Consider the following 18,441-nt stretch of genomic DNA (forward strand, 5'->3'; position numbering starts at 1 on the left):
TGCAATAAAAATATAACGATTATGTTTCATTGTAATTTTAAGGGATTGGTGATAATCAAAATTCTGTGGAACAGAAAATGGAAAATCCGACACTGGACGATGTAGCGGCGCATGCAGGTGTGTCAACGGCCACTGTTTCACGTTTTTTCAACAATCCCGATGTGGTGGCCAAGGCCACAGCAAAACGTATCCGGGATGCGGTCACCGCCACCGGTTACATCCCCAATATGCTGGCCGGCGGCCTGGCCAGCAGCAAGAGTAAGCTTGTCGCCGTCCTGATCCCGCAACTGGGCCCTTCCATTTTCAACGACACCATGGAGGCCATGGTGCATGAGTTTTCCGCCGCCGGTTCCGTTGTCATGCTGGGTCTGACTGAACTTGACCAACAACGCACGGACGAACTGGTTATGGCCGCGCTTGGCCGGCGGGCAGAAGCCATTATCATTACCGGCGATGTTGGCGAAGACACAAGAAAGATGCTGAAACGCAGCAAGACCAACGTGATCGAGATTTGGGACCTGCCGGATGACCCGATAGATGTGGCGATCGGCTTTTCCCACTACGAAATCGGCAAGGATATCGCCCGTTTTCTGAAAGCCCGGGGCTATATCCGCCCGCATTTCATCGCCACGCGGGGCGTGCGCGCCCTCAGACGCCGGGACGCCTTCAGGGTGGAATGGAAAGCCCAGGGCGGTGAACACCTGACGGAGGACAGCCTGGAGCTGCCACTGCGCTTTGGCAACGCCCGCAGCGCCTTTGCCAATATCCGTCGGCTGGACGCCCTGCCGGATGTGGTGGTCTGCGGGTCGGACTGGCTGGCACAGGGCCTGATCATTGAAGCCCAGGCAGCTGGTCTGAATGTGCCGGGAGATATTGCCGTACTCGGCTTCGGCAATAGCGCGCTGGCCGGGGAAATGCGGCCGACCATTACCTCCATCGATATTGACGGTGCCCGCATCGCCCGGGAGTCAATCGCCCTTCTGCGCGCACGGGAAAGAGGCGAGCAGATCCGGGATAACCGCATTGATGTTGGCTTCCGCCTGATCGCCCGCGAAAGCGCCTGATTTCTCGTCAGGCGGCTTTAAATGATTTCAATCTATCCGCGACGATAGTGAGATAAATGATCTCAGGTAATGTCCTGAAATAACGACAGGCCGAAAAGTGCGCTTTATATGCGCACCTTTCAGAATTTCATATTACCCGGATTAACCGATTAATTCTGCTCATTATTTAAATTTACTACAAACGGCAATTCAAGGTAGGAGCCATCCATTTCACCACTCAAGATTGTGATGATTGGCGCCGGGGATTGCTTGATTTGTTCCAGGTTACGCTGTCGGGGGTCCGCCCCGGCAATGACAAGCCGCAGGCGATGCCCTGCCCGAATAACCTGGGACGCCGGCAAAAGTGAAATTTTCATCTCCGCCTTTTCTCCCGGCACAAGGAGAGAGACATCATCCTTTCGGCCGGAGTGCCAGGGCATGCCCAGCATATCATAGGGCGCCTCAGTCTCCTTTCGGTGAGATGCTGCAAGCCTGCCAAAGGCCAAAACCGATATTTTGCCATCCGGCGCAACATCCTCCAGATAGGCAAAGACATTCACATCTGCCTTATCAGATTTCAGGCCCAAGCGGACCATCGCCTGCCCCTGAAGCAGCCTGTCCTTCTGCAACGGCTCACTTGTATAGACCAGCCCAAAGTCATCCATGGGCTCGACCCAAAAGGGGAAATACTCCTTGTTGTTCACCTTGTAATTTACCTGAAAAGAACGGCTCCCTCCTTTATCCTGCGGGCTCTTTTCCAATGTTCCCGTCCCCGTCAGATAAAATCTTTCGCGGATAGCATCCTCACCCGGCAGCCTATTTGACCTGACCCAACGCGAATCATCCCCATCATTGACCAGATAGGTATAGAGAGGTTCCTCGTACAAGCCAGTCTTCATCCCCTTCAAATGATAATCAAAATATTTTCGTACTTCGCCAGAAAAATCAAAACCCGGTGGCGGAACACAGTGAGTGCCAGGACCGACCAACAGCTTGCCACCAACATTCTTAGCAGCAAGGAGCACCTGCTCAGTGGGTTCATCCTGCCAGTTACTCCAGAAATATGTGGCAATGCCTGAAGCTTTTAACTTGTCGAGATAGGTATACGGCCCCACTTCCTTCCAGAACTGATTGCCGGTATATTCCGACACACTATCCCGGTATGGCATGCCATACCAAAGTCCAGCCATGGGCGTGTTTTTCGCATGTTCGGCGACCGCAGCCTTTAACATGCTGCCATCCTTATCCTCATCCATCGGCACACTTTGCAAATCCACCACCGGCGGTTCATCCGGACGTGTATTGAATTGCGCCGTTATTCCCCCCCGGCGGACAAAAGAATATTTATCAAAATCAGTGGCACCGGCAAATATCGCCTTCAAAGCCGGCGGCGCTGTTGTCGCCACCTGTACGGCCGCCCCTCCCAGATAGGAACAGCCGATCATGCCCACATTTCCCGTCGACCAGGACTGGTCGGCAAGCCATTCCACAAGGTCAAATCCGTCATAGGCTTCGGTACGGTCCTGAAAGCCACGGCGATAACCAAAAGAGGCCCCCTTGCCGCGAATATCCGCTACGGCAACAATGTATCCAAAGTCCGTGAGCCCCTTCAGCGCCAGCCAATCCGACAGACCGATTTCGGCTATACTTCCGTCCTTGTGGTAATATCGGGCGCGATAAGGGGTCATCGCGAAAACGACAGGAAACTGCTGATCGACGGCTTTTCCCTCTATGGCCGGCCGATAGATACTCATCGCCAGCCTGGTACCGTCGCGAACCGGGACATACAGTGATTCACGGATATATTCGCTGAACTGTTTTCTACTCCTTTCCTGTCCCGCGCCACCCGCAAACGCAACGCTGACGCACATTGACAAAATTGTTATTGTGCTAAAGAACCACCGCCTAGAAGCTAACATTTTCGGCCTCCCCGCCTTTCCCTATTTTCTCAGAATTTGACTGATTTCCTCTTCAGGATAACCCAGCGCCCGAAGTATATCCGCTCCGTTTTCTCCCAGTCTGGGCGGTGCATCTTTTACTTCCGGGCCGCCATTCTTCATACAAAACCCGGCATTGACAATTTCCACATTCTCTTTTTCAGCAAGGCCCTCAATATGGAGTCCCAGCTTGATTTTTCGTTCTTCCGGTAAATCCAGATCAACGGCCTCACTCACTGTCCTGACCATTCCGCACGGGATCCCTGCCTCGCTCATCAGACGCTCCCATTCCTCGGCGTCCTTTTTCACAAACTCCCGGCCAAGCTCCGATTGCATCGCATCGGAATTTTCCCATCTGGCATTCGGGTCGGCAAAACGCTCATCTTCGAGCCAGTCCGGCCTATCAAGAAGACTAGACAAAATCTCGAACTGATGCTGCTGTACAACACCGAGAGAAATTTCCCGATTATCTTTCGCCCTGAACAATGCCGAAGTCGGCTGCCCGCTGTAACCGGTGTTTCCGGTTCGCTCCAAGGGCGTGTCAGTGACCAGATACGGGACTATTGCAGAGGTCATAAAGGCCAGGCTAGCATCGAACATGGCTACATCTATATAGTCACCGACACCTTCGCGTTCCCGCCTGAGCAGCGCTGCAAGAATAGCCAAGGCCGCTGTCTGGCCGGTTAACGTATCCACAACCGGAAAACCGATACGTGCCGGCGGATCGCCCAGCATGCCTCCAAGGGTCATCATACCGCTTGTAGCCTGCACGATATTATCGATGGCAGGCCAGTCTCGCCGGGGGCCGGATTGCCCATATCCACTGACGGAGCAATATACAATATCCTCTTTAATCTCCCTGACCTGTTCATAACCCAGGCCAAGTTTCGCCATGACACCCGGACGGAAATTTTCCAAAACAACGTCAGACGTTTCAATGATCTTCTTTGCCGCGGCCAGGCTCTGCGGATCCTTCAAATTGAGCGCGATCGACTTTTTCCCGGCATTCACTCCGATAAAGGCCGGAGCACAACCGTCATAGCGGCGGTCATTGCCATAATATCTCATTGCATCGCCTCTGGTCGGCTCTTCGATCTTGATCACATCCGCGCCAAGAAGGGTCAAAAGATGAGAGGCATAGGGCCCCGCCATAACATGACTGAAGTCGGCTACTTTTATACCTTTGAGCGGCTGAGTCATTTACCTGTTCCTTTACATGATATTCTATTACCCGGTACGACGCTTTCTCTGGCCACGTTAAAAACCCGCAATCCATCGATATTATATTTGTTCAGGGACGCGGCATTTTTTCGGGCAATTTTCAGATAGACCTCGTCAAAGGTTTTCTGATCCTCCGCCGATATTATGTGGAATTCGACACCCTTCTCGAGGGCCGTTTCCAAACCGGCTTGCAGAGATGCTGAAATTTCTTCTTGCAGGGCCTGCTCCCAAACCGAAATGCTCTGCTCGAACAGAGCCTGCTCCCGTTCATGCAGACTGTCCCACAAGGCCCTGCTCATGGCCCGTGACGGATACCCCCCCCGTGGAATTTCCACTTGTGTAAAATGTCCCGCGACCTCGGAAAAATGAAGTGACTTGAAAGTATCACCCGGCGCAGCCACCCCGTCGATCACGCCCTTTGCAAGCGCAGAATAAACTTCCCCCATAGGCATAGAGACCGGATCTGCCCCAAGCTCGAGAAACACCTCCAAAAGTTCTGTCGGAACCCGAAGGCGCAATCCCTTGAGATCTTCAAGGTTCTTCACTGCAACATCGCGGGTGATCAGGGCTGGCAAGTTTCCTCCCTGCACCGCCAGGACTTTGAGCCCTTGCAGTTCCCGGTCAAACTGAACGCTGCTTTTCTCCATACATCTGTAGAGTTTCGTCTGATTGTCCATGCTGGTCACGCCGCTGTAAAAACCGGCCTGTATGCGCAGCAAATGCGCCCCGCCCTTTGCATAGATCGGCGTGATCAGTCCGATATCCGCCACGCCATGACGGATTTCTTCCATGGAATGATCTGATGAAAGCAGAGATCCGGACCAGAAAGCGTCTATGCGAATTTTCCCGCTGGATTCTTCCTCAATGAACTTCATCCACCGAAGGTCGGCTTTGCTGAAAGGATGAGACGGACTATAGGGCGAGGCAAAGCGCAAAATTCTACTATCTACGTTTTCCCGGCCATCGCAGCCCGCAAGAAGGAACAATATCAGACACAGAATATATCTCATTTCACCCCTTCACTTTCGAGGAAATCCGCAACCAGACCGACCATCCGGTCGTGGTCCCAGCTCTTCGCATCAACCATGTCTCCATTGATGCCCAATACCGGCAAGCCAGCCTCCTCCAGGGCAAACTTGGTTATCAGAGTACCGGACTGGGACAGCCGGTTTTCCGGCGGCAGCAGAATAACAGCCGCATCAATACCGCAGCGCTCTGCTTCGGCGGTCATCCAACCGTTCATCCAGGGCGGCAAGTGAAGCACTTCATTCATGGAACAAATCCGGCTTGCCAGGGCCTCCATGGGCCGGCCCTTCAGATCACGAATATACTGGGGGCCGGCGAAGGGCATATACATGGACCAGACAAAGACCGCACCAAGCTTCTCCTCGAGCGCCTGATAGAAACCCGGATCATGCCATACCCCTGCGCCGATCCACATCAGGCGTATTTTTTCGTTGCTTGAAACGCCAATGCCCTGCCGCACTCGTTCTGCGACTTCATCACGAAAGCGTTTTGCATGACTAACGGCCCAGTCTGAGCCGCGGTGCCACTGTGGAATCATGGTATTGGGCATCTGGTCAGCAATGGAGACCGGACAGGGCCGCGCCTCTCCGATCAACCTTGCTGCGTCCGCAATATAAGTTTCCTGCTCATTAATCCGCACCATCAAAGTCTTCAGCTTTTCCATCTCGAACCTGCGGTTGGTTTTCTTTTCCAGCAGAACGATCAGATCATGCATTTCGTCCACAAGCAGTTTGATACGGTCCTCTTGGTAAACATTTTCCCAATCCGTGTTGGATCGCTTAAACCACTGGCCGTCCTTGCTTTCCCAGGCAGGCGCCTCCAGCGGAAAAAAGTCGGTGCCCAGAGCTTCGGCCCATTGAGAAAAGACATGTTGCACACAGTCACATGTCAGGCGGGCTACCAGAACGGTGGGCGCGGGCAATCCTCCCCAAGGAGCCGTCTCTGGATCGTTCGCCAGCGTGCAGGCCAGGCCCAGGGAGCAATATTTACAGCTGTTCCCGGGATAGCCCTTTTCTTCCATTACCCGAAAATAACGTTCCGAAAGCTGCTTCGCGGAAATATAAGCCGACCACCACTGGTTTGTGACCAGCGGAATGTCCATGGCGTGAAAGATTTCATGGGGCGTGTCTGCCTGAGCTACCACAAACGGTTCCCCATTTTCAACCACACGCTGCTTCAGTTCTCCTACGAATTGACGCTGATAGGCTGTTGCGAGGGAGGTACACTCCAGATCCTTGCGACTTCGCTGTGATTTCAGGGTGCTCATTTAAAAACCTCCAAAGCTGCAAGTTGCTCAATTCTTTCTTCACTCAGGCCGGCTAGATCACTGGCAACCTCCAGACTGTGTTCTCCGATGTCCGGTGCGCGGAAGGGCTGAATTTCTTCTGCGGAAAAGCTCACCGGTGTACGCATGTGGCCAAATTGGCCCAGGTGCTTGTGTTCGATGTTCACCAAGGCGCCACGCTGCATCAGACACCGGTCATGCTCACAGATATCTTCGATGTCCTGCACTACACCGCAACTGATTCCCGCTTCCTGAAGTTTTTCCATAATCGATACGGCATCCTGGCTACGGGTCCAATCGTCGATATCCTGCCCGCCAGTGATCTCTATCAGACGCCGCTCGTCTTCCTCACTCTTCAAAGAAAGTGCAACCCAGCGATCCGCACCGGAAGCTGGAAAAACATCCTGAAAATACATTCCTGGATCCGAATTCCCCCTCCGATGAGGCGCCAGGTTGCTTTGGGAGAGCTTGATCGCGTCCCGCATTTGCTGGACACAAATTTCATACATGGAGGCATCGATATGAACGGATATTCCTGTTTTCTGCCGATAATCAATCGCTGCGATCCCCGCTGCCGCCATCACGAAGGGAACAATCACATCGCCGTAGGGCACAGCCCCGGGGATCACCGGATCCCTGTCTGGCCAGCCTGTCAAATAAGTGCGCGAGGAAAGAGCCCCGCCTGTGCCGTCCACCCCCCATTCCTGCGCCAGCGGTCCTGTCTGGCCGTAAACGCTGCCGGATACCATTACAATGCCGGGATGTATCTTCTCAAGATCCTCGAAGGACAGCCCCAGTTTGGCCATGGTTCCGGGAGAGAAATTCTCCACAACCATATCCGCCCATTCGATGAGCGGGGTCAGAACCTCCCGGGATTCCGGCTTCTTGAGATCCAGCGCCAGACTTTTCTTTGACGTATTCAGATGTGCAAACCAGGGCTTGTCATTAAAGTTTCCAGCTTCGGAAACAGAGACCTGGACATCAAGCCGCGACATGCAGGGACGCCCCCGGCTTTCCACCTTGATCACTTCCGCCCCCAGGTCAGCAAGTGTTTTTGTCGTGATTGAACCGACCAGCGCCCAAGAAAAATCGAGCACCCGCAAACCGGACAGTGGTCCCTTTCGATCGCCTCGTCGTTGTTCGACAGGTGCAGCCTCCTGTCCTTCCACAATGCGGACAAACCGGCCAGGCATACGGTCACCGTCCCCATCCCTGGCCCAGAAATCGCGGGCATCCAGATGCGGGTCCGCCAGGACATCACCGGGTTCCGCGACGACGCAGGCATTGATCCCCCGTCTGCGGCCTTCCGTCAGAATGTCTTCCTTCGTCCGTCCGGCAAAAAAATCAGCAATAGCCGCTTCCCAGCTGGCCCTTATATCTGGATCAAGGGTAGAGCGATTATACGCCAGCCAGTCGGTGCCCTTCATCGGGTTTTCCATCCCGGTCTCATCCATCCAGTCTGATAGCGCCTGGTTGGCGGGGGCGCCGAACCGTCCTGTCATCAGTGAATGGAAGCACCATCCATCAGACAGCTTCCAGATACATTTTACAGTAGCCTTGCCGTAATTTAATGCGCCGCCTGCTCGTCCCAGTTTGCGTTTATCAAACCGCCAGGCGAGCGTACCATTAACATTGCGATTGAAAGCCACCTCCTGGACAGATACATCCACATGCTGTCCGGTGCCATTAAGCTTGCGGGAATAGTAAGCGGCCATTGCGCCGGAAGCGGCCACCATTTCCGCATGAAATTCACAGGCATTCAATGCTTCCTTCACTGGTCGACGGTCCGGGTTGCCCGTCAGAATCAATGTGCCGCCCATAGCAGATGAGACCAGTTCTCCGCCTTGCCATTGCGCCCGGTCACCAAAGCTTCCAAATGCTGTGACGGATACGTGGATAAGTCGGGGGTTTTCCTTCTTCAGGGTCGCGCGACTGAGCCCCAGTTGTTCCAGGCGGGGCAATCCAAGATTCTCTATCAGGAAAGAGGCCTGCCCAACCTGCTCCACATCCGTTGAAATTGCCGCCCCCAGAGATGCCATGAACCGCGCGAGTGGGCGTTCTGCCATATCACCAAGTGCAATAACTAATTGATCTTTGAGAAATGTCACTTCTTCACTCCCTCCAGGAACCGCCGAATTTCATCCCCGGCGCTGTCATTGAACAACCAATTACGGCGGGTGAGAGCAAGATAGGGTATTCCTGCTTTTTCCAGTGCTGCAACCTGCTTGGGCAATTCCCAGACAAGTGTTTCATCTTCCTCTATCATCCAGAGGATCACCGCTTCCGGCTTTTGTTCATCAACGCGCCGCAGCAACCGGTCGGAGAGGTTGCTGAAGGACCGCGGGCCATGGGAACTCTGGTGAATATGTTTTGCCAATGCAGTAATTTCCCCCTCCTCTGCCACTGTAACCGCAGGGCCATAATGATGAAGAGAACCATCATGAAATTCATCAATCACCGTCCAGCCGGACCGGTCAATAATTTGATGAATCCGGTCGTCTGGGGGAACGGACCCCGCCAAAATCAACCGTCTTCCACCTATTTTCTCGTCAACCTCGAAATGCTCCAGGACATCTTGAGGATCGGCAAAAAGCAGGGCACGGGAAAGTTGCTCCCAGGAAGCACCTGCACCGCTGCGATGCTCCAGTTTATCCGCCAGTTTTCGGCGTATTACATTTGCCTTTTTAATTCCCCCTGCCAACGCCTCGCGGTCAATTTTCAGTACGGCACATAGTTTTTCAACAGCTTCAGCATTCCGGGCCAGACTTGTAGGCCGCTGGATCTTTGCCACATCAAAAATTTCAGCCGTCGGCCCGGCCAGCACACCACGGGACTGAAGTTCACAAATGTAATAATACAACCGCTGTATATTGTCGGACCCGCGGGAGAAAATCACCCGCTCCAGAAAATCAAATTCACCTCTGTGCCAGGCTTCCAGAATGGATCTTGTCCAGGGTGCAAAACCACTCTCAAGCCAGTTGTCCGCAAACGGTGTCACCATATCCGGTGTCCACGGCAGATGAACGACACCCCCCTGATAGGCCAAAAGAATATCCAGCGGAATATCCAAGCCCAAATACCCGATGGGGTGGCGTGTTCTTCGCACCGCCTCCAAAGGATCAGAAAGAATATCTTTTATAAACTTGCTCGTCATAACCTAACTTCCCAGAATATGAGGTAACCAGAGGGCAATTGCCGGGAACGAAATAATCAGCAGCAAGTGCACCAGATCTGAGGCCAGGAACGGCAACACGCCCCTGAAGACCTTTCCCAGAGTTATGTTTTTCGCAATCCCTTGTATGATGTAGAGATTCATGCCGATCGGTGGATGGATGAAGCCGATCTCGATCGCCCGTACAAGGAATATTCCAAACCAGATGGGAGAGTATCCCATGTCCCGAACCACAGGCAGCAGGATAGGCGTCGTCAGCAGCATCAATGCCAGTCCATCCAGTACAGAGCCCAGCAGGAGAAGGATCACCGCAATCAACACCATTTTCATGAAATTCGAGACGCTCAGTTCACCGACCAATTGTGCAATCGCATCCGCAAATCCTGTGACACTGATAAATACGGCGAAGATCAGGGCGCCGATAACGATCAGGTAAATCATGCCGCTGGTTCTCAGGGTCTGCAACAGAGCGTCAGAAAGATTGTGCCATGTCAGACGTCGACGCATTGCGCTGATGAGCAAGGCCCCCATCACACCCACTGAGGCAGCTTCGGTGGGGGTAAACCAGCCCACGACAATTCCACTGATCATCACGACTACCAGAAGCAGAATATCGATAACCTTTCTAAGGGCAACCCATCGATCCGGCCAGCTAATACGTTCGCTGGCCGGCGCCATCTCCGGCCGGAAAATGGCAATTAGCCATATCACAAGGAAATAGAATAACATCTGGGTCAGGCCCGGGATAATAGCTGCCGTAAACAGAGTGCCAATGGACTGTTCTGCAACAATACCGAATACAATCAACGCACCTGATGGAGGAATCATGGGGCCAAGCGTACCACCTGCGGCAATGGCTCCCGTTGCCAGTTGGTCCGAATAGCCGCGTTTGCGCATTTCCGGCAGGGCGACCAGCCCAATCGTCGCGACGGTCGCCAGGCTGGACCCGTTAATGGCACTAAAACCAGCGCAACCGCCGACCGAAGCCGCCGCCAGACCGCCACGACGATGGCCCATAAATGCCGCCGCCGCATCAAAGATATCTTTACTTGCATTGGAGGAAAATACCAAATGAGCCACCAGCAAAAACAAAGGCAGTGTGCCGAGTTCATATCTGGACAATGTCTCAAACAGGATGATCGCCGATTTGATTACGGCAGGCTCAAGGCCGAGAACAAGGACTGATCCACCAAAGCCGACAACCGCAAGGGCTATGCCAATGGGCATCCCCGCAACCAACAAACCAAAGAGAAAGAGAATTCCTGCAAGTCCGATTTCAGGTGACACGCCGATCATGACTTCCTCCCACAGCATATCGCCTCTTCCAAAAATGAACCAGTAACCAATAATAGACAGATAACGGAGAATATGCGGAACGGGAGATAGGGAATATTCAATACCTCGCTCTCCTCATAGGCATTCCACATATCCATGATGAGCCACACATTGCCGACAGCCAGAATGATAAAAAGCAAAGCTGAAATGACCATCCAGATCGCTACCAAAAAGGCTCTTCTATCTGCGTCAAGATGTTGCAGGATCAGCTTGACCACCGCATGCTTTCCGGCCCGTGTTGCGATCACCAAAGCCGATGCTCCGGAAATAAGCACAAGAACCTGTACAATTTCAATGGCCCCGTGAAAGCCGAGACCAAGGTGCCGGCACACCACTGAAATTGCTTCCACAAACGCTGCGCCAAGCAAGGCACTTCCCCCGAAATACAAGAGTATGAAGTCCAGAATTCTGTGTCCGGTGTTTTCCGTTTTCCCGGTCATGATATAAACACCACTCCTTCCCGATACTCCAGATTGATCATTGGCAAACCGGCCCTTACCGTAATATCCTTCAGATAAGCGCAGATCCTTTCGGACATTTCCCGATTGGCAATAACCGGGCGCCCCGGCGGCTCCACATACAGTGGTATGATCCCTGTCTCTAGACGTCCGTCCCGATGCCAGACCACACATCCCAGAAAAGCATTCACAGCTTCGGGATGAAAAGGGGCCAGTTCATATCGGGGATCGGGTTCAAAACCGAACAATTCCTTCCGGCGCCGCGCCCATTCAGCCCGTTTCGGATGGGTGGCATTGGGGCTTAAAGCCCGGGTCACGACACAACCGTTTCCGAGGCCGTGAAAAACAGGCTTTCCGTTATGGAATTCGATGCCCCTGACGATATGGGCATGGTGACCAATCACAATATCGGCGCCGGCCTCTACCGCAGCATGAGCTACCGGACGTTCGTAGGCCGCAAGCACAGCCGGTGTATGAACGATCCCCTTGTGCAGAGCGACGATCACCAGGTCAGCTTTTCTGCGTACCTGCCCGATATCTTCCCGCAATATGGAAAGCGCTTCCTCTGATACAGCTGAAAGCTCAACAGTGGGTGAAACAGGTTCTCCGCTGAGAGTGCTCATCGGCAGGTAGGCACACCCGGCCTTGTTCTTTCCGGCCCAGCTCAATTCCGGCCCCACACAATTGTAGGCAATGACAGCAATCCGGCGTCCATCGACCTCAATTGTTACGGGTTCGCGGGCCTGCCCGATATCCCGACCTGCACCTGTAGACAATATTCCCAGATCCGCAAGCTTGCTGCGGGTATCCATTATCCCCTGCATCCCGCAATCTGCTATATGGTTTCCGGCAAGGGTAGCAACGGTCTTTCCCAAAGCAGACAAGGGATTGAGATTTTCGGGATCGGCCCCAGGCGCGGGAATATCACCTTCCATTTCCTCGCTGCATGCGGTATGAGGAACCTCGATATGGACGATGTTAAGATCGGAAACCGCCAAAGCATCCGCAATTCCAGACAGCCAATGGGCTGAATCTTCCACATCCAGAACCATATCGCCTGTAAAAACCAGCGAAGTTGCTTTATCTTTCTTTGAATGGTTGACAAAATAGTCAATCATGCGAGAAAATTCCTTATAACCTACTGATTTTACAATAAAGGCTGTTCTGTGTATGACACAAAAACAAACCGCAAAGAATAAGACGGAATCTTCCGCACCAACCAGTGCCAAGGAAGTTACAGACTGGATTCGCGACCGTATCAAGATTGGCCAGTTTGTGCCTGGCCAAAGGCTGGTAGAAGCCGATATTATCAAAACGCTTAACATACCACGAAGCAAGGTGCGTGAGGCTTTTCAACGCCTGGAGGCAGAAGGCCTTATTATTATTGAAGAATTCCGCGGCGCCTCTGTAAAGCAATTGAGCATCGATGAAATCAGGCAGATTTATCGCACGCGTATGGCGCTGGAAGGACTGGCCGCTGCGGAGTTCGCCACAAAGGGAACACCGGATCAGAAAAAAGACCTTTCCGAACTTCAAGCCGAACTGAACAAATGGGTGGATAGTGGAGACCACGACCATTTTGCCCGCCTCAATAACGCGTGGCACAACCTGATCATCGAAGGTGCCGGAAACGATTACATCCGCCAGTTCCTGGATCGTTTGGCGATTCCGATTTATCGCCTGCTGTTTTCCACATTTTACAGTTCCAAGCGCATCATCGACGCCAACAACGACCATCAGGTCATCACAGCGGCGATCACCGAAGGTCGTGCAGATGATGCGGAAAAAGCGATGCGTGATCATATCAGTCAAGGTCTCGAGTCAATTTCAGAGATTGATGCCAGATTCTACAGAAGCTGATCGGGCGCATAAACCTGCGCCCGACCAGAATAGCCTATCGACCAAACTTAGAATTTTTTACGCGCCGATATGGCAAACAGCCGCCCGACCGGGTTTGTTGTCGTGGCATCATAGCCACCGCTACCATTAACGCTAGGCGCCAGATTCACATAGGGTGGGTCTTCGTCGAAGACGTTCTGTACCTCGAAGGTGACAGATAGCCCCTCACCCGCTTTACCCAGAAAACCTCCATCCTGTGGATGCCAGACAAAGGTCAGGTCAATTGGCGTATAAGCGTCAACATCTTCCGTCGGTGTGACGGCCGTATTGTCATAACCGCCGACATAGTTGGCAAGAATTCGCGCACTGTAATCTTCCATCTCCCACAGAATGCTTGCCCGAGCCTTGAAGGTCAGGGGTTGAAAAATGGTGTTGCGGAAATCTACAAGATCAGCTGTTGAATTGATCGCCACCTTGTAGGTGGTCAGGTATGTACCGCTCAGATTGAACAGAAACGTTCCCGAATTTTCCGTAGGCAACGCATAAGAGGCATTAAAATCAATCCCTCTGGTGATTGACCGGCCCAGATTATTGTTCCGGCCGTCAACATAAAGCTCGACATTTGCGGGATCCCCTCCCGGGAAGGCCCCGCGCGCCAGCGGAACGCCCTGATTAAGCAAGTCGATCACCCGAGCGGCAGCTTCATCACCGCGCAGGATAATTCCCGAACCGGCAAACTGGTCTTCACGGGTCAAAATCGCCAGGTCGGCCAGGTAGGTTTCCACCTGGTTTTCATATTCCACATCAAAATAGGTCAGACTGATATTGAAATTGTCATTTACATCCCAATCAGCACCAACTGACCAAGTGGTGGCGGTTTCAGGACCAAGATCCAGATTTGGACCGGATTGGGCAAAACCAAGAATCGGCGTACCGCCGTCCGGGTTCTGGTAATTCTGGCCGAACAACGCATTGCTGTTCCCGTAAACCTGGGAAATAAGCGGCGCACGGAAAGATGTGCCATAGCTTGCCCTGACTTTCAGACCGTCCACAGGCATCCAGTTGATGCCAAATTTGGGATTGGTCGTCTTGCCCACATCGTCATAACTGTCGTGGCGTACAGCCATATTAACTGTCAGTTCTTTCAGACCGTCCCGGGCATTCCCCTCCCCAAACAGAGGAATAACCATTTCCGCGTAGAGTGAATCAACCCGTCGCGTAAAATCACGGAAGCTAACCTCTGTATCCGGATTACCCCGGGCAAGCCCCAGCCCCACATCCATTTCCTGGCCTTCATATCCAAGTGCGAGATTTACATCCCCCCCGGGCAGGCTGAACAAGACACCATCCAGATTGGCCTCATATCCAATAAAATCCATGGTCGTCGGCGCGATAAATATCTGGTTCGCCATCTCCGCCAAGGTCGCCGCAGAAGTTCGTCCCAGACCATAGGGATCGAATGCCACATTCGGATCACTGCTCGCCAGATAGCTCGTGAGATTTCTCTGAAGACCGTTAACTTGGGAAGATAAATCCCTGTTCTCGCCGTATGATACAGCCCCTTCAAATCGCCAGTCATGGGGCAAGCTGATGCGCAAACCCGGTGTAATCTGCCAGTTTTTGGCATAACCGGACGCATCATCGCTCGGCAGATCATCCTTGAAGCTATAGGCGACTGTATAACTGTCCCCGGCAAAGCCGACCGGACGCACAAAGAAAGCATTGGTTTCGGGAATAGTCAGCGTTGCAGTGCCATAGGGAGATTTGCGGACAAAATCACGTTTACTGAAAAAGCCATCGGCAAAAATAGCGATTGTATCATTGATCTCATGGGTGAATGTTGCATTGAAAGAATCGTATTCCTGTTCAGGGATCAGGTCCTGTCCGATGTTGCTGTCACAAAGATTGCTCGTGCCGGCAACAAGTTCGCCAGCCGTTGCTTGCGTGACCCCGCTTCCAGGGATCGCATAGGAAACCCCATCAGCTATGATGTTGCCCGGGCTGCAACGATTGACGCGATAGTCGTTACCGCCGGAAGCCGTCTGATCGGAAGTGAAGAAATCCCGGTCGTCGCCACTCAGGTTGGAACGATAAACATGTTCGTAGGCAATCATGAACTGACCGCCGTCCCATACCTTTCCGAAGGCAGCGCCCAGCTGATATTCGTCGAAATCTCCATCATCGGACATGCCGTAGCGGCCAAGCACTTCGAAGCCGTCAAGCTGACGACGTGGGATAATATTGACGACGCCCGCAACCGCATCAGAGCCATAAATAGCCGATGCACCGTCCGCCACCACTTCGATCCGCTCAATACCAAGCGTCGGCAATACAGAGGGGTCAATGGAACGACTGTTGTTGACGACACGATGGCCGTCAATCAAAACCAGCGTCGCATAAGGCCCGATACCGCGCAGGTTCACACTGTTGCCAAAGACAATGTTCCCGTTACCCCCCGACTGGCCGCGAGAAGATTCGCTAACGCCCAGATTGTAAACCTGTGGCAACTCCTTGAGCATCTTATCCACGGTTACGGCACCGGAAAGCTCCATTTCCTCCCGGCCAAGAGTTGTCACCTGCGACCCCACCGGCGCCACGCCACGAACCCTGGTGCCGGTAACCACAATCTCTTCAAACTGCACTATTTCTGCAGCCTCTTCCTGATTCTGTTCCTGACCGTAGGATGGCACTGCAAGCGCAGTCAGACTGGTGCCCACCATGCAAACAAGTTTAAAAGTCCCTATTCCTGATATGAGTTTCACTGTTGACCTCCCATTATTTTATACTGTTCGCCTAACTCTCCCAAAATAGGCCTCGTAAAACCTTATAAACCATATTGATAATCATATTGTCAACAATTTATTTGACGATATAATAGAGGCATGAATGTAAACGCACAGTTGCTGTATAAAAAAATACAGAAGGAGGCACATCATGCAGGATCATCACCCGGTCAGCCCGGTAATACTGTTGTTGATCAGTTTGTTTTTCGTCCCGCATCAATATGCATCCGGCCAGGACTCGCCAAGCCGGGAGGAGTTAAAAAAAATCTATGAGAGCCTGCCGGACACGCTGGGAACCGGCCCCTTCCCGGCATTTAAAACAACCTTGCCGTCCTTTCCAGGCTTTACCCTTTATCTACCTGAAAAATATAAATCACTCCCTGATCGTTCCCTGGGGATTTACATATTTGGAAATGGCGCCTGCATTGCGGACGGCGCCATGGCGCGTCTCCATCTTCTGGAAATCGCGTCCCACGGTTATGTCGCCATAGCACCCGGCGGGATTCACAGTGGCCCCGGAGCATCCGCACGTTCCCGGCCAGTCGCGCCGGAAAAGGATGAAAACCAGCAATATCCGCCTCCCGAAACCAAATGGCAGGATCTATCAAACGCGATGGATTTGCTGTTTACGTCCAATAATACTCCGGATAGTGATCTCTACCATAAACTCGACACAAGGAGAGTTACTGTTTCAGGCTGGAGCTGTGGTGGACTGCAGGCCATCCTCGCCTCTTCTGACCCACGCGTCACAGCAACCGTTATTATGAACAGCGGTATCTACAACGACGAAACCGGCAATATTAGAAGCTTCAGGGTCAGCAAAGACAAGCTTGCCGATCTCCATGCACCCGTCCTGTATATTCTGGGAGGTCCAACCGATATCGCCTACCCTAACGGCATGGATGATTTTAGACGACTGCAGCATATCCCGGCTATTGTCGCCAATCTGAATGTGGGGCACCTAGGCACCTTCTGGCAGGAAAACGGCGGCGCCGCCGCCAAGTTGGTTGTCGAATGGATGGACTGGAAATTCCAGTATCCCGAATGGACCAGTAAAAAATTCCTGAAAAAAGGCTGTCAGATCTGTATCGCTGTCCCATGGGAATTTAACATTAATAATATGGAGCAGGTAAACGGCCAACAAAATCGAGAGTGAGATAAATGCTATTCAGGTAACTTTTGGTCGCCTGAAATTACTCCCGAAACGGCAAAAACTTCATTCAAAGCATATTACAGACTTTTATAGGGGATCTAACCCTTAAAATTCTAAAACAGGACGACCCTGTGACGGATGTGGCGTTTTAAGTTGGTTGCTGGGCGCAGAATGTAGCTCCAACTTATACTCTGAATATTTCAGCCTCGGTGCGTGATGTTCCATGAAAAATTAATTGCTCTGGGCGAGGGTCTTCAGTTTATGGCACAACCACTGCAATCCGGCATCTTTTTTTCGCGCGGTATGGAACTGCATCATCTCCCGCATGACAGGCAATTCGAAAGGCGTTTCCGCGATTGTGAGAGACAGAGCCGGCGCCATAAGTCGGGCAAGTCTTTCATGCATCAGTGCAAGCCGCATGGTCCCGGTCAATAGCCATGGCACCTGAATGAAAGAAGGGGCAGTCACCTCCACCGAACGGCGAAGTCCCCGGTCCCTGAGAGCACGCTCCACATAGGTCTCTCCGCCGGAAATTAACACCGCCACATGTCCGCTGGAAAAAAAGGCCTCCTGGGTCATTGGATGTTTCATTACAGGATTTTCCGACCAGCCAACAACCACATGACGTTCCTCAAAGACGAGTTCACGCGGATGTTCATCGGTAAGGAACTCCTCTGGAGTTAAGAACAGATCCAGCTCACCATCAATGAACATTTCTGTAGCTTCCGGTCGAGGCAGGGAAAGGTCGACCTTGATACCCGGAGCTTCTTCCCTAAGAATCTTTAACAAGGGTACGATTAACACCGTCGTTATGTAATCCGAGGCCGCTATTCTGAAAAGCCTTTGTGACGCTTTAGGGTCAAACCCGGTACCTGCGGAAATTACATTGCGGAGTTGAACGATGGTTGCCGAGATTTCAGGCGCCAGTTCAAGTGCATGAGATGTCGGGATCATCTTTTTCCCGTGCTGAACCAGAATTTCATCCTGAAGGGCCTCGCGCAATCGCCGAAGGGCCGCGCTCATGGCAGATTGTGTCACGTTAAGGCGCTCTGCCGCCCTTGTCACATTGCGTTCTTCAAGCAGCACATTAAAGGCAACCAGCAGGTTCAGGTCAAAATTGTCGAGGCGCATATCATTAATTTCATTTATGAATAATCACAATATTAATTAATTATCATAATTTATCAAG

The 18,441-nt window shown here is 52.4% G+C and carries 14 protein-coding genes; 3 read left to right on the top strand and 11 right to left on the bottom strand.

From position 1 onward, the window contains the following. The first annotated feature begins 77 nt into the window (after positions 1-77). Entirely contained in the window at positions 78-1,064 is a 987-nt protein-coding gene (locus ACN0YD_RS08410; RefSeq protein WP_417318688.1) for a LacI family DNA-binding transcriptional regulator, read from the top strand. A gap of 149 nt (positions 1,065-1,213) precedes the next feature. Here ACN0YD_RS08410 and ACN0YD_RS08415 read toward each other — a convergent pair whose 3' ends face one another. The 9 genes from ACN0YD_RS08415 to ACN0YD_RS08455 form a co-directional block, all read right to left on the bottom strand. After that, complete coding sequence (locus ACN0YD_RS08415) at positions 1,214-2,914, bottom strand: CocE/NonD family hydrolase (protein WP_417318690.1); 1,701 nt, start codon at positions 2,912-2,914, stop codon at positions 1,214-1,216. A 69-nt stretch (positions 2,915-2,983) separates the two neighbouring features. Next, positions 2,984-4,180, bottom strand: a complete 1,197-nt coding sequence (locus ACN0YD_RS08420; RefSeq protein ID WP_417318692.1) for a CaiB/BaiF CoA transferase family protein — start codon at positions 4,178-4,180, stop codon at positions 2,984-2,986. Next, positions 4,177-5,211, bottom strand: a complete 1,035-nt coding sequence (gene dctP, locus ACN0YD_RS08425; RefSeq protein ID WP_417318694.1) for a TRAP transporter substrate-binding protein DctP — start codon at positions 5,209-5,211, stop codon at positions 4,177-4,179. The genes ACN0YD_RS08420 and dctP overlap by 4 nt, the downstream gene beginning before the upstream one ends. Beyond that, complete coding sequence (locus tag ACN0YD_RS08430) at positions 5,208-6,494, bottom strand: 2-hydroxyacyl-CoA dehydratase subunit D (RefSeq protein ID WP_417318696.1); 1,287 nt, start codon at positions 6,492-6,494, stop codon at positions 5,208-5,210. Before ACN0YD_RS08430 ends, dctP begins: the two co-directional genes overlap by 4 nt. Further along, entirely contained in the window at positions 6,491-8,620 is a 2,130-nt protein-coding gene (locus ACN0YD_RS08435; protein WP_417318698.1) for a CoA transferase, read from the bottom strand. Before ACN0YD_RS08435 ends, ACN0YD_RS08430 begins: the two co-directional genes overlap by 4 nt. Next, positions 8,617-9,666 carry a 2-hydroxyacyl-CoA dehydratase gene (locus ACN0YD_RS08440; RefSeq protein ID WP_417318700.1) on the bottom strand — a complete coding sequence of 350 codons (1,050 nt, stop codon included), beginning with the start codon at positions 9,664-9,666 and terminating at the stop codon, positions 8,617-8,619. The genes ACN0YD_RS08435 and ACN0YD_RS08440 overlap by 4 nt, the downstream gene beginning before the upstream one ends. A gap of 3 nt (positions 9,667-9,669) precedes the next feature. Next, on the bottom strand, positions 9,670-10,998 hold the full coding sequence (locus tag ACN0YD_RS08445) for a TRAP transporter large permease (protein WP_417318703.1): 1,329 nt from the start codon (positions 10,996-10,998) through the stop codon (positions 9,670-9,672). Then, the gene (locus ACN0YD_RS08450; protein WP_417318705.1) at positions 10,977-11,459 is read right to left on the bottom strand and encodes a TRAP transporter small permease; all 483 of its coding nucleotides are present in this window, start codon (positions 11,457-11,459) and stop codon (positions 10,977-10,979) included. The genes ACN0YD_RS08445 and ACN0YD_RS08450 overlap by 22 nt, the downstream gene beginning before the upstream one ends. After that, positions 11,456-12,595, bottom strand: coding sequence for a CapA family protein (locus tag ACN0YD_RS08455; protein ID WP_417318707.1), 1,140 nt, complete (start codon positions 12,593-12,595; stop codon positions 11,456-11,458). The genes ACN0YD_RS08450 and ACN0YD_RS08455 overlap by 4 nt, the downstream gene beginning before the upstream one ends. 52 nt (positions 12,596-12,647) lie before the next feature. Here ACN0YD_RS08455 and ACN0YD_RS08460 point away from each other — a divergent pair, with 52 nt between their 5' ends. Further along, complete coding sequence (locus ACN0YD_RS08460; protein WP_417318709.1) at positions 12,648-13,337, top strand: GntR family transcriptional regulator; 690 nt, start codon at positions 12,648-12,650, stop codon at positions 13,335-13,337. 47 nt (positions 13,338-13,384) lie between these two features. Here ACN0YD_RS08460 and ACN0YD_RS08465 read toward each other — a convergent pair whose 3' ends face one another. After that, entirely contained in the window at positions 13,385-16,078 is a 2,694-nt protein-coding gene (locus ACN0YD_RS08465; RefSeq protein WP_417318711.1) for a TonB-dependent receptor plug domain-containing protein, read from the bottom strand. Between the two features lie 208 nt (positions 16,079-16,286). On the opposite strand from ACN0YD_RS08465, the gene ACN0YD_RS08470 reads away from it, so the two are divergent. Next, the gene (locus ACN0YD_RS08470) at positions 16,287-17,255 is read left to right on the top strand and encodes a hypothetical protein (RefSeq protein WP_417318713.1); all 969 of its coding nucleotides are present in this window, start codon (positions 16,287-16,289) and stop codon (positions 17,253-17,255) included. Between the two features lie 228 nt (positions 17,256-17,483). On the opposite strand, the gene ACN0YD_RS08475 is transcribed toward ACN0YD_RS08470, so the two are convergent. Next, positions 17,484-18,383, bottom strand: coding sequence for a LysR family transcriptional regulator (locus ACN0YD_RS08475; RefSeq protein WP_417318715.1), 900 nt, complete (start codon positions 18,381-18,383; stop codon positions 17,484-17,486). Positions 18,384-18,441: the final 58 nt, after the last annotated feature.

The sequence above is a fragment of the Emcibacter sp. genome (genome assembly GCF_048269205.1).
In the GTDB taxonomy this organism is placed as follows: Bacteria; Pseudomonadota; Alphaproteobacteria; order Sphingomonadales; family Emcibacteraceae; genus Emcibacter.

What these genes read in the sequence shown, in the direction of transcription:
- ACN0YD_RS08410 (WP_417318688.1), top strand. Translation starts at nt 78, where the DNA reads ATGGAAAATCCGACACTGGACGATGTAGCGGCGCATGCAGGTGTGTCA.
- ACN0YD_RS08415 (WP_417318690.1), bottom strand. Translation starts at nt 2,914, where the DNA reads ATGTGCGTCAGCGTTGCGTTTGCGGGTGGCGCGGGACAGGAAAGGAGT.
- ACN0YD_RS08420 (WP_417318692.1), bottom strand. Translation starts at nt 4,180, where the DNA reads ATGACTCAGCCGCTCAAAGGTATAAAAGTAGCCGACTTCAGTCATGTT.
- dctP (WP_417318694.1), bottom strand. Translation starts at nt 5,211, where the DNA reads ATGAGATATATTCTGTGTCTGATATTGTTCCTTCTTGCGGGCTGCGAT.
- ACN0YD_RS08430 (WP_417318696.1), bottom strand. Translation starts at nt 6,494, where the DNA reads ATGAGCACCCTGAAATCACAGCGAAGTCGCAAGGATCTGGAGTGTACC.
- ACN0YD_RS08440 (WP_417318700.1), bottom strand. Translation starts at nt 9,666, where the DNA reads ATGACGAGCAAGTTTATAAAAGATATTCTTTCTGATCCTTTGGAGGCG.
- ACN0YD_RS08445 (WP_417318703.1), bottom strand. Translation starts at nt 10,998, where the DNA reads ATGCTGTGGGAGGAAGTCATGATCGGCGTGTCACCTGAAATCGGACTT.
- ACN0YD_RS08450 (WP_417318705.1), bottom strand. Translation starts at nt 11,459, where the DNA reads ATGACCGGGAAAACGGAAAACACCGGACACAGAATTCTGGACTTCATA.
- ACN0YD_RS08455 (WP_417318707.1), bottom strand. Translation starts at nt 12,595, where the DNA reads ATGATTGACTATTTTGTCAACCATTCAAAGAAAGATAAAGCAACTTCG.
- ACN0YD_RS08460 (WP_417318709.1), top strand. Translation starts at nt 12,648, where the DNA reads ATGACACAAAAACAAACCGCAAAGAATAAGACGGAATCTTCCGCACCA.
- ACN0YD_RS08475 (WP_417318715.1), bottom strand. Translation starts at nt 18,383, where the DNA reads ATGCGCCTCGACAATTTTGACCTGAACCTGCTGGTTGCCTTTAATGTG.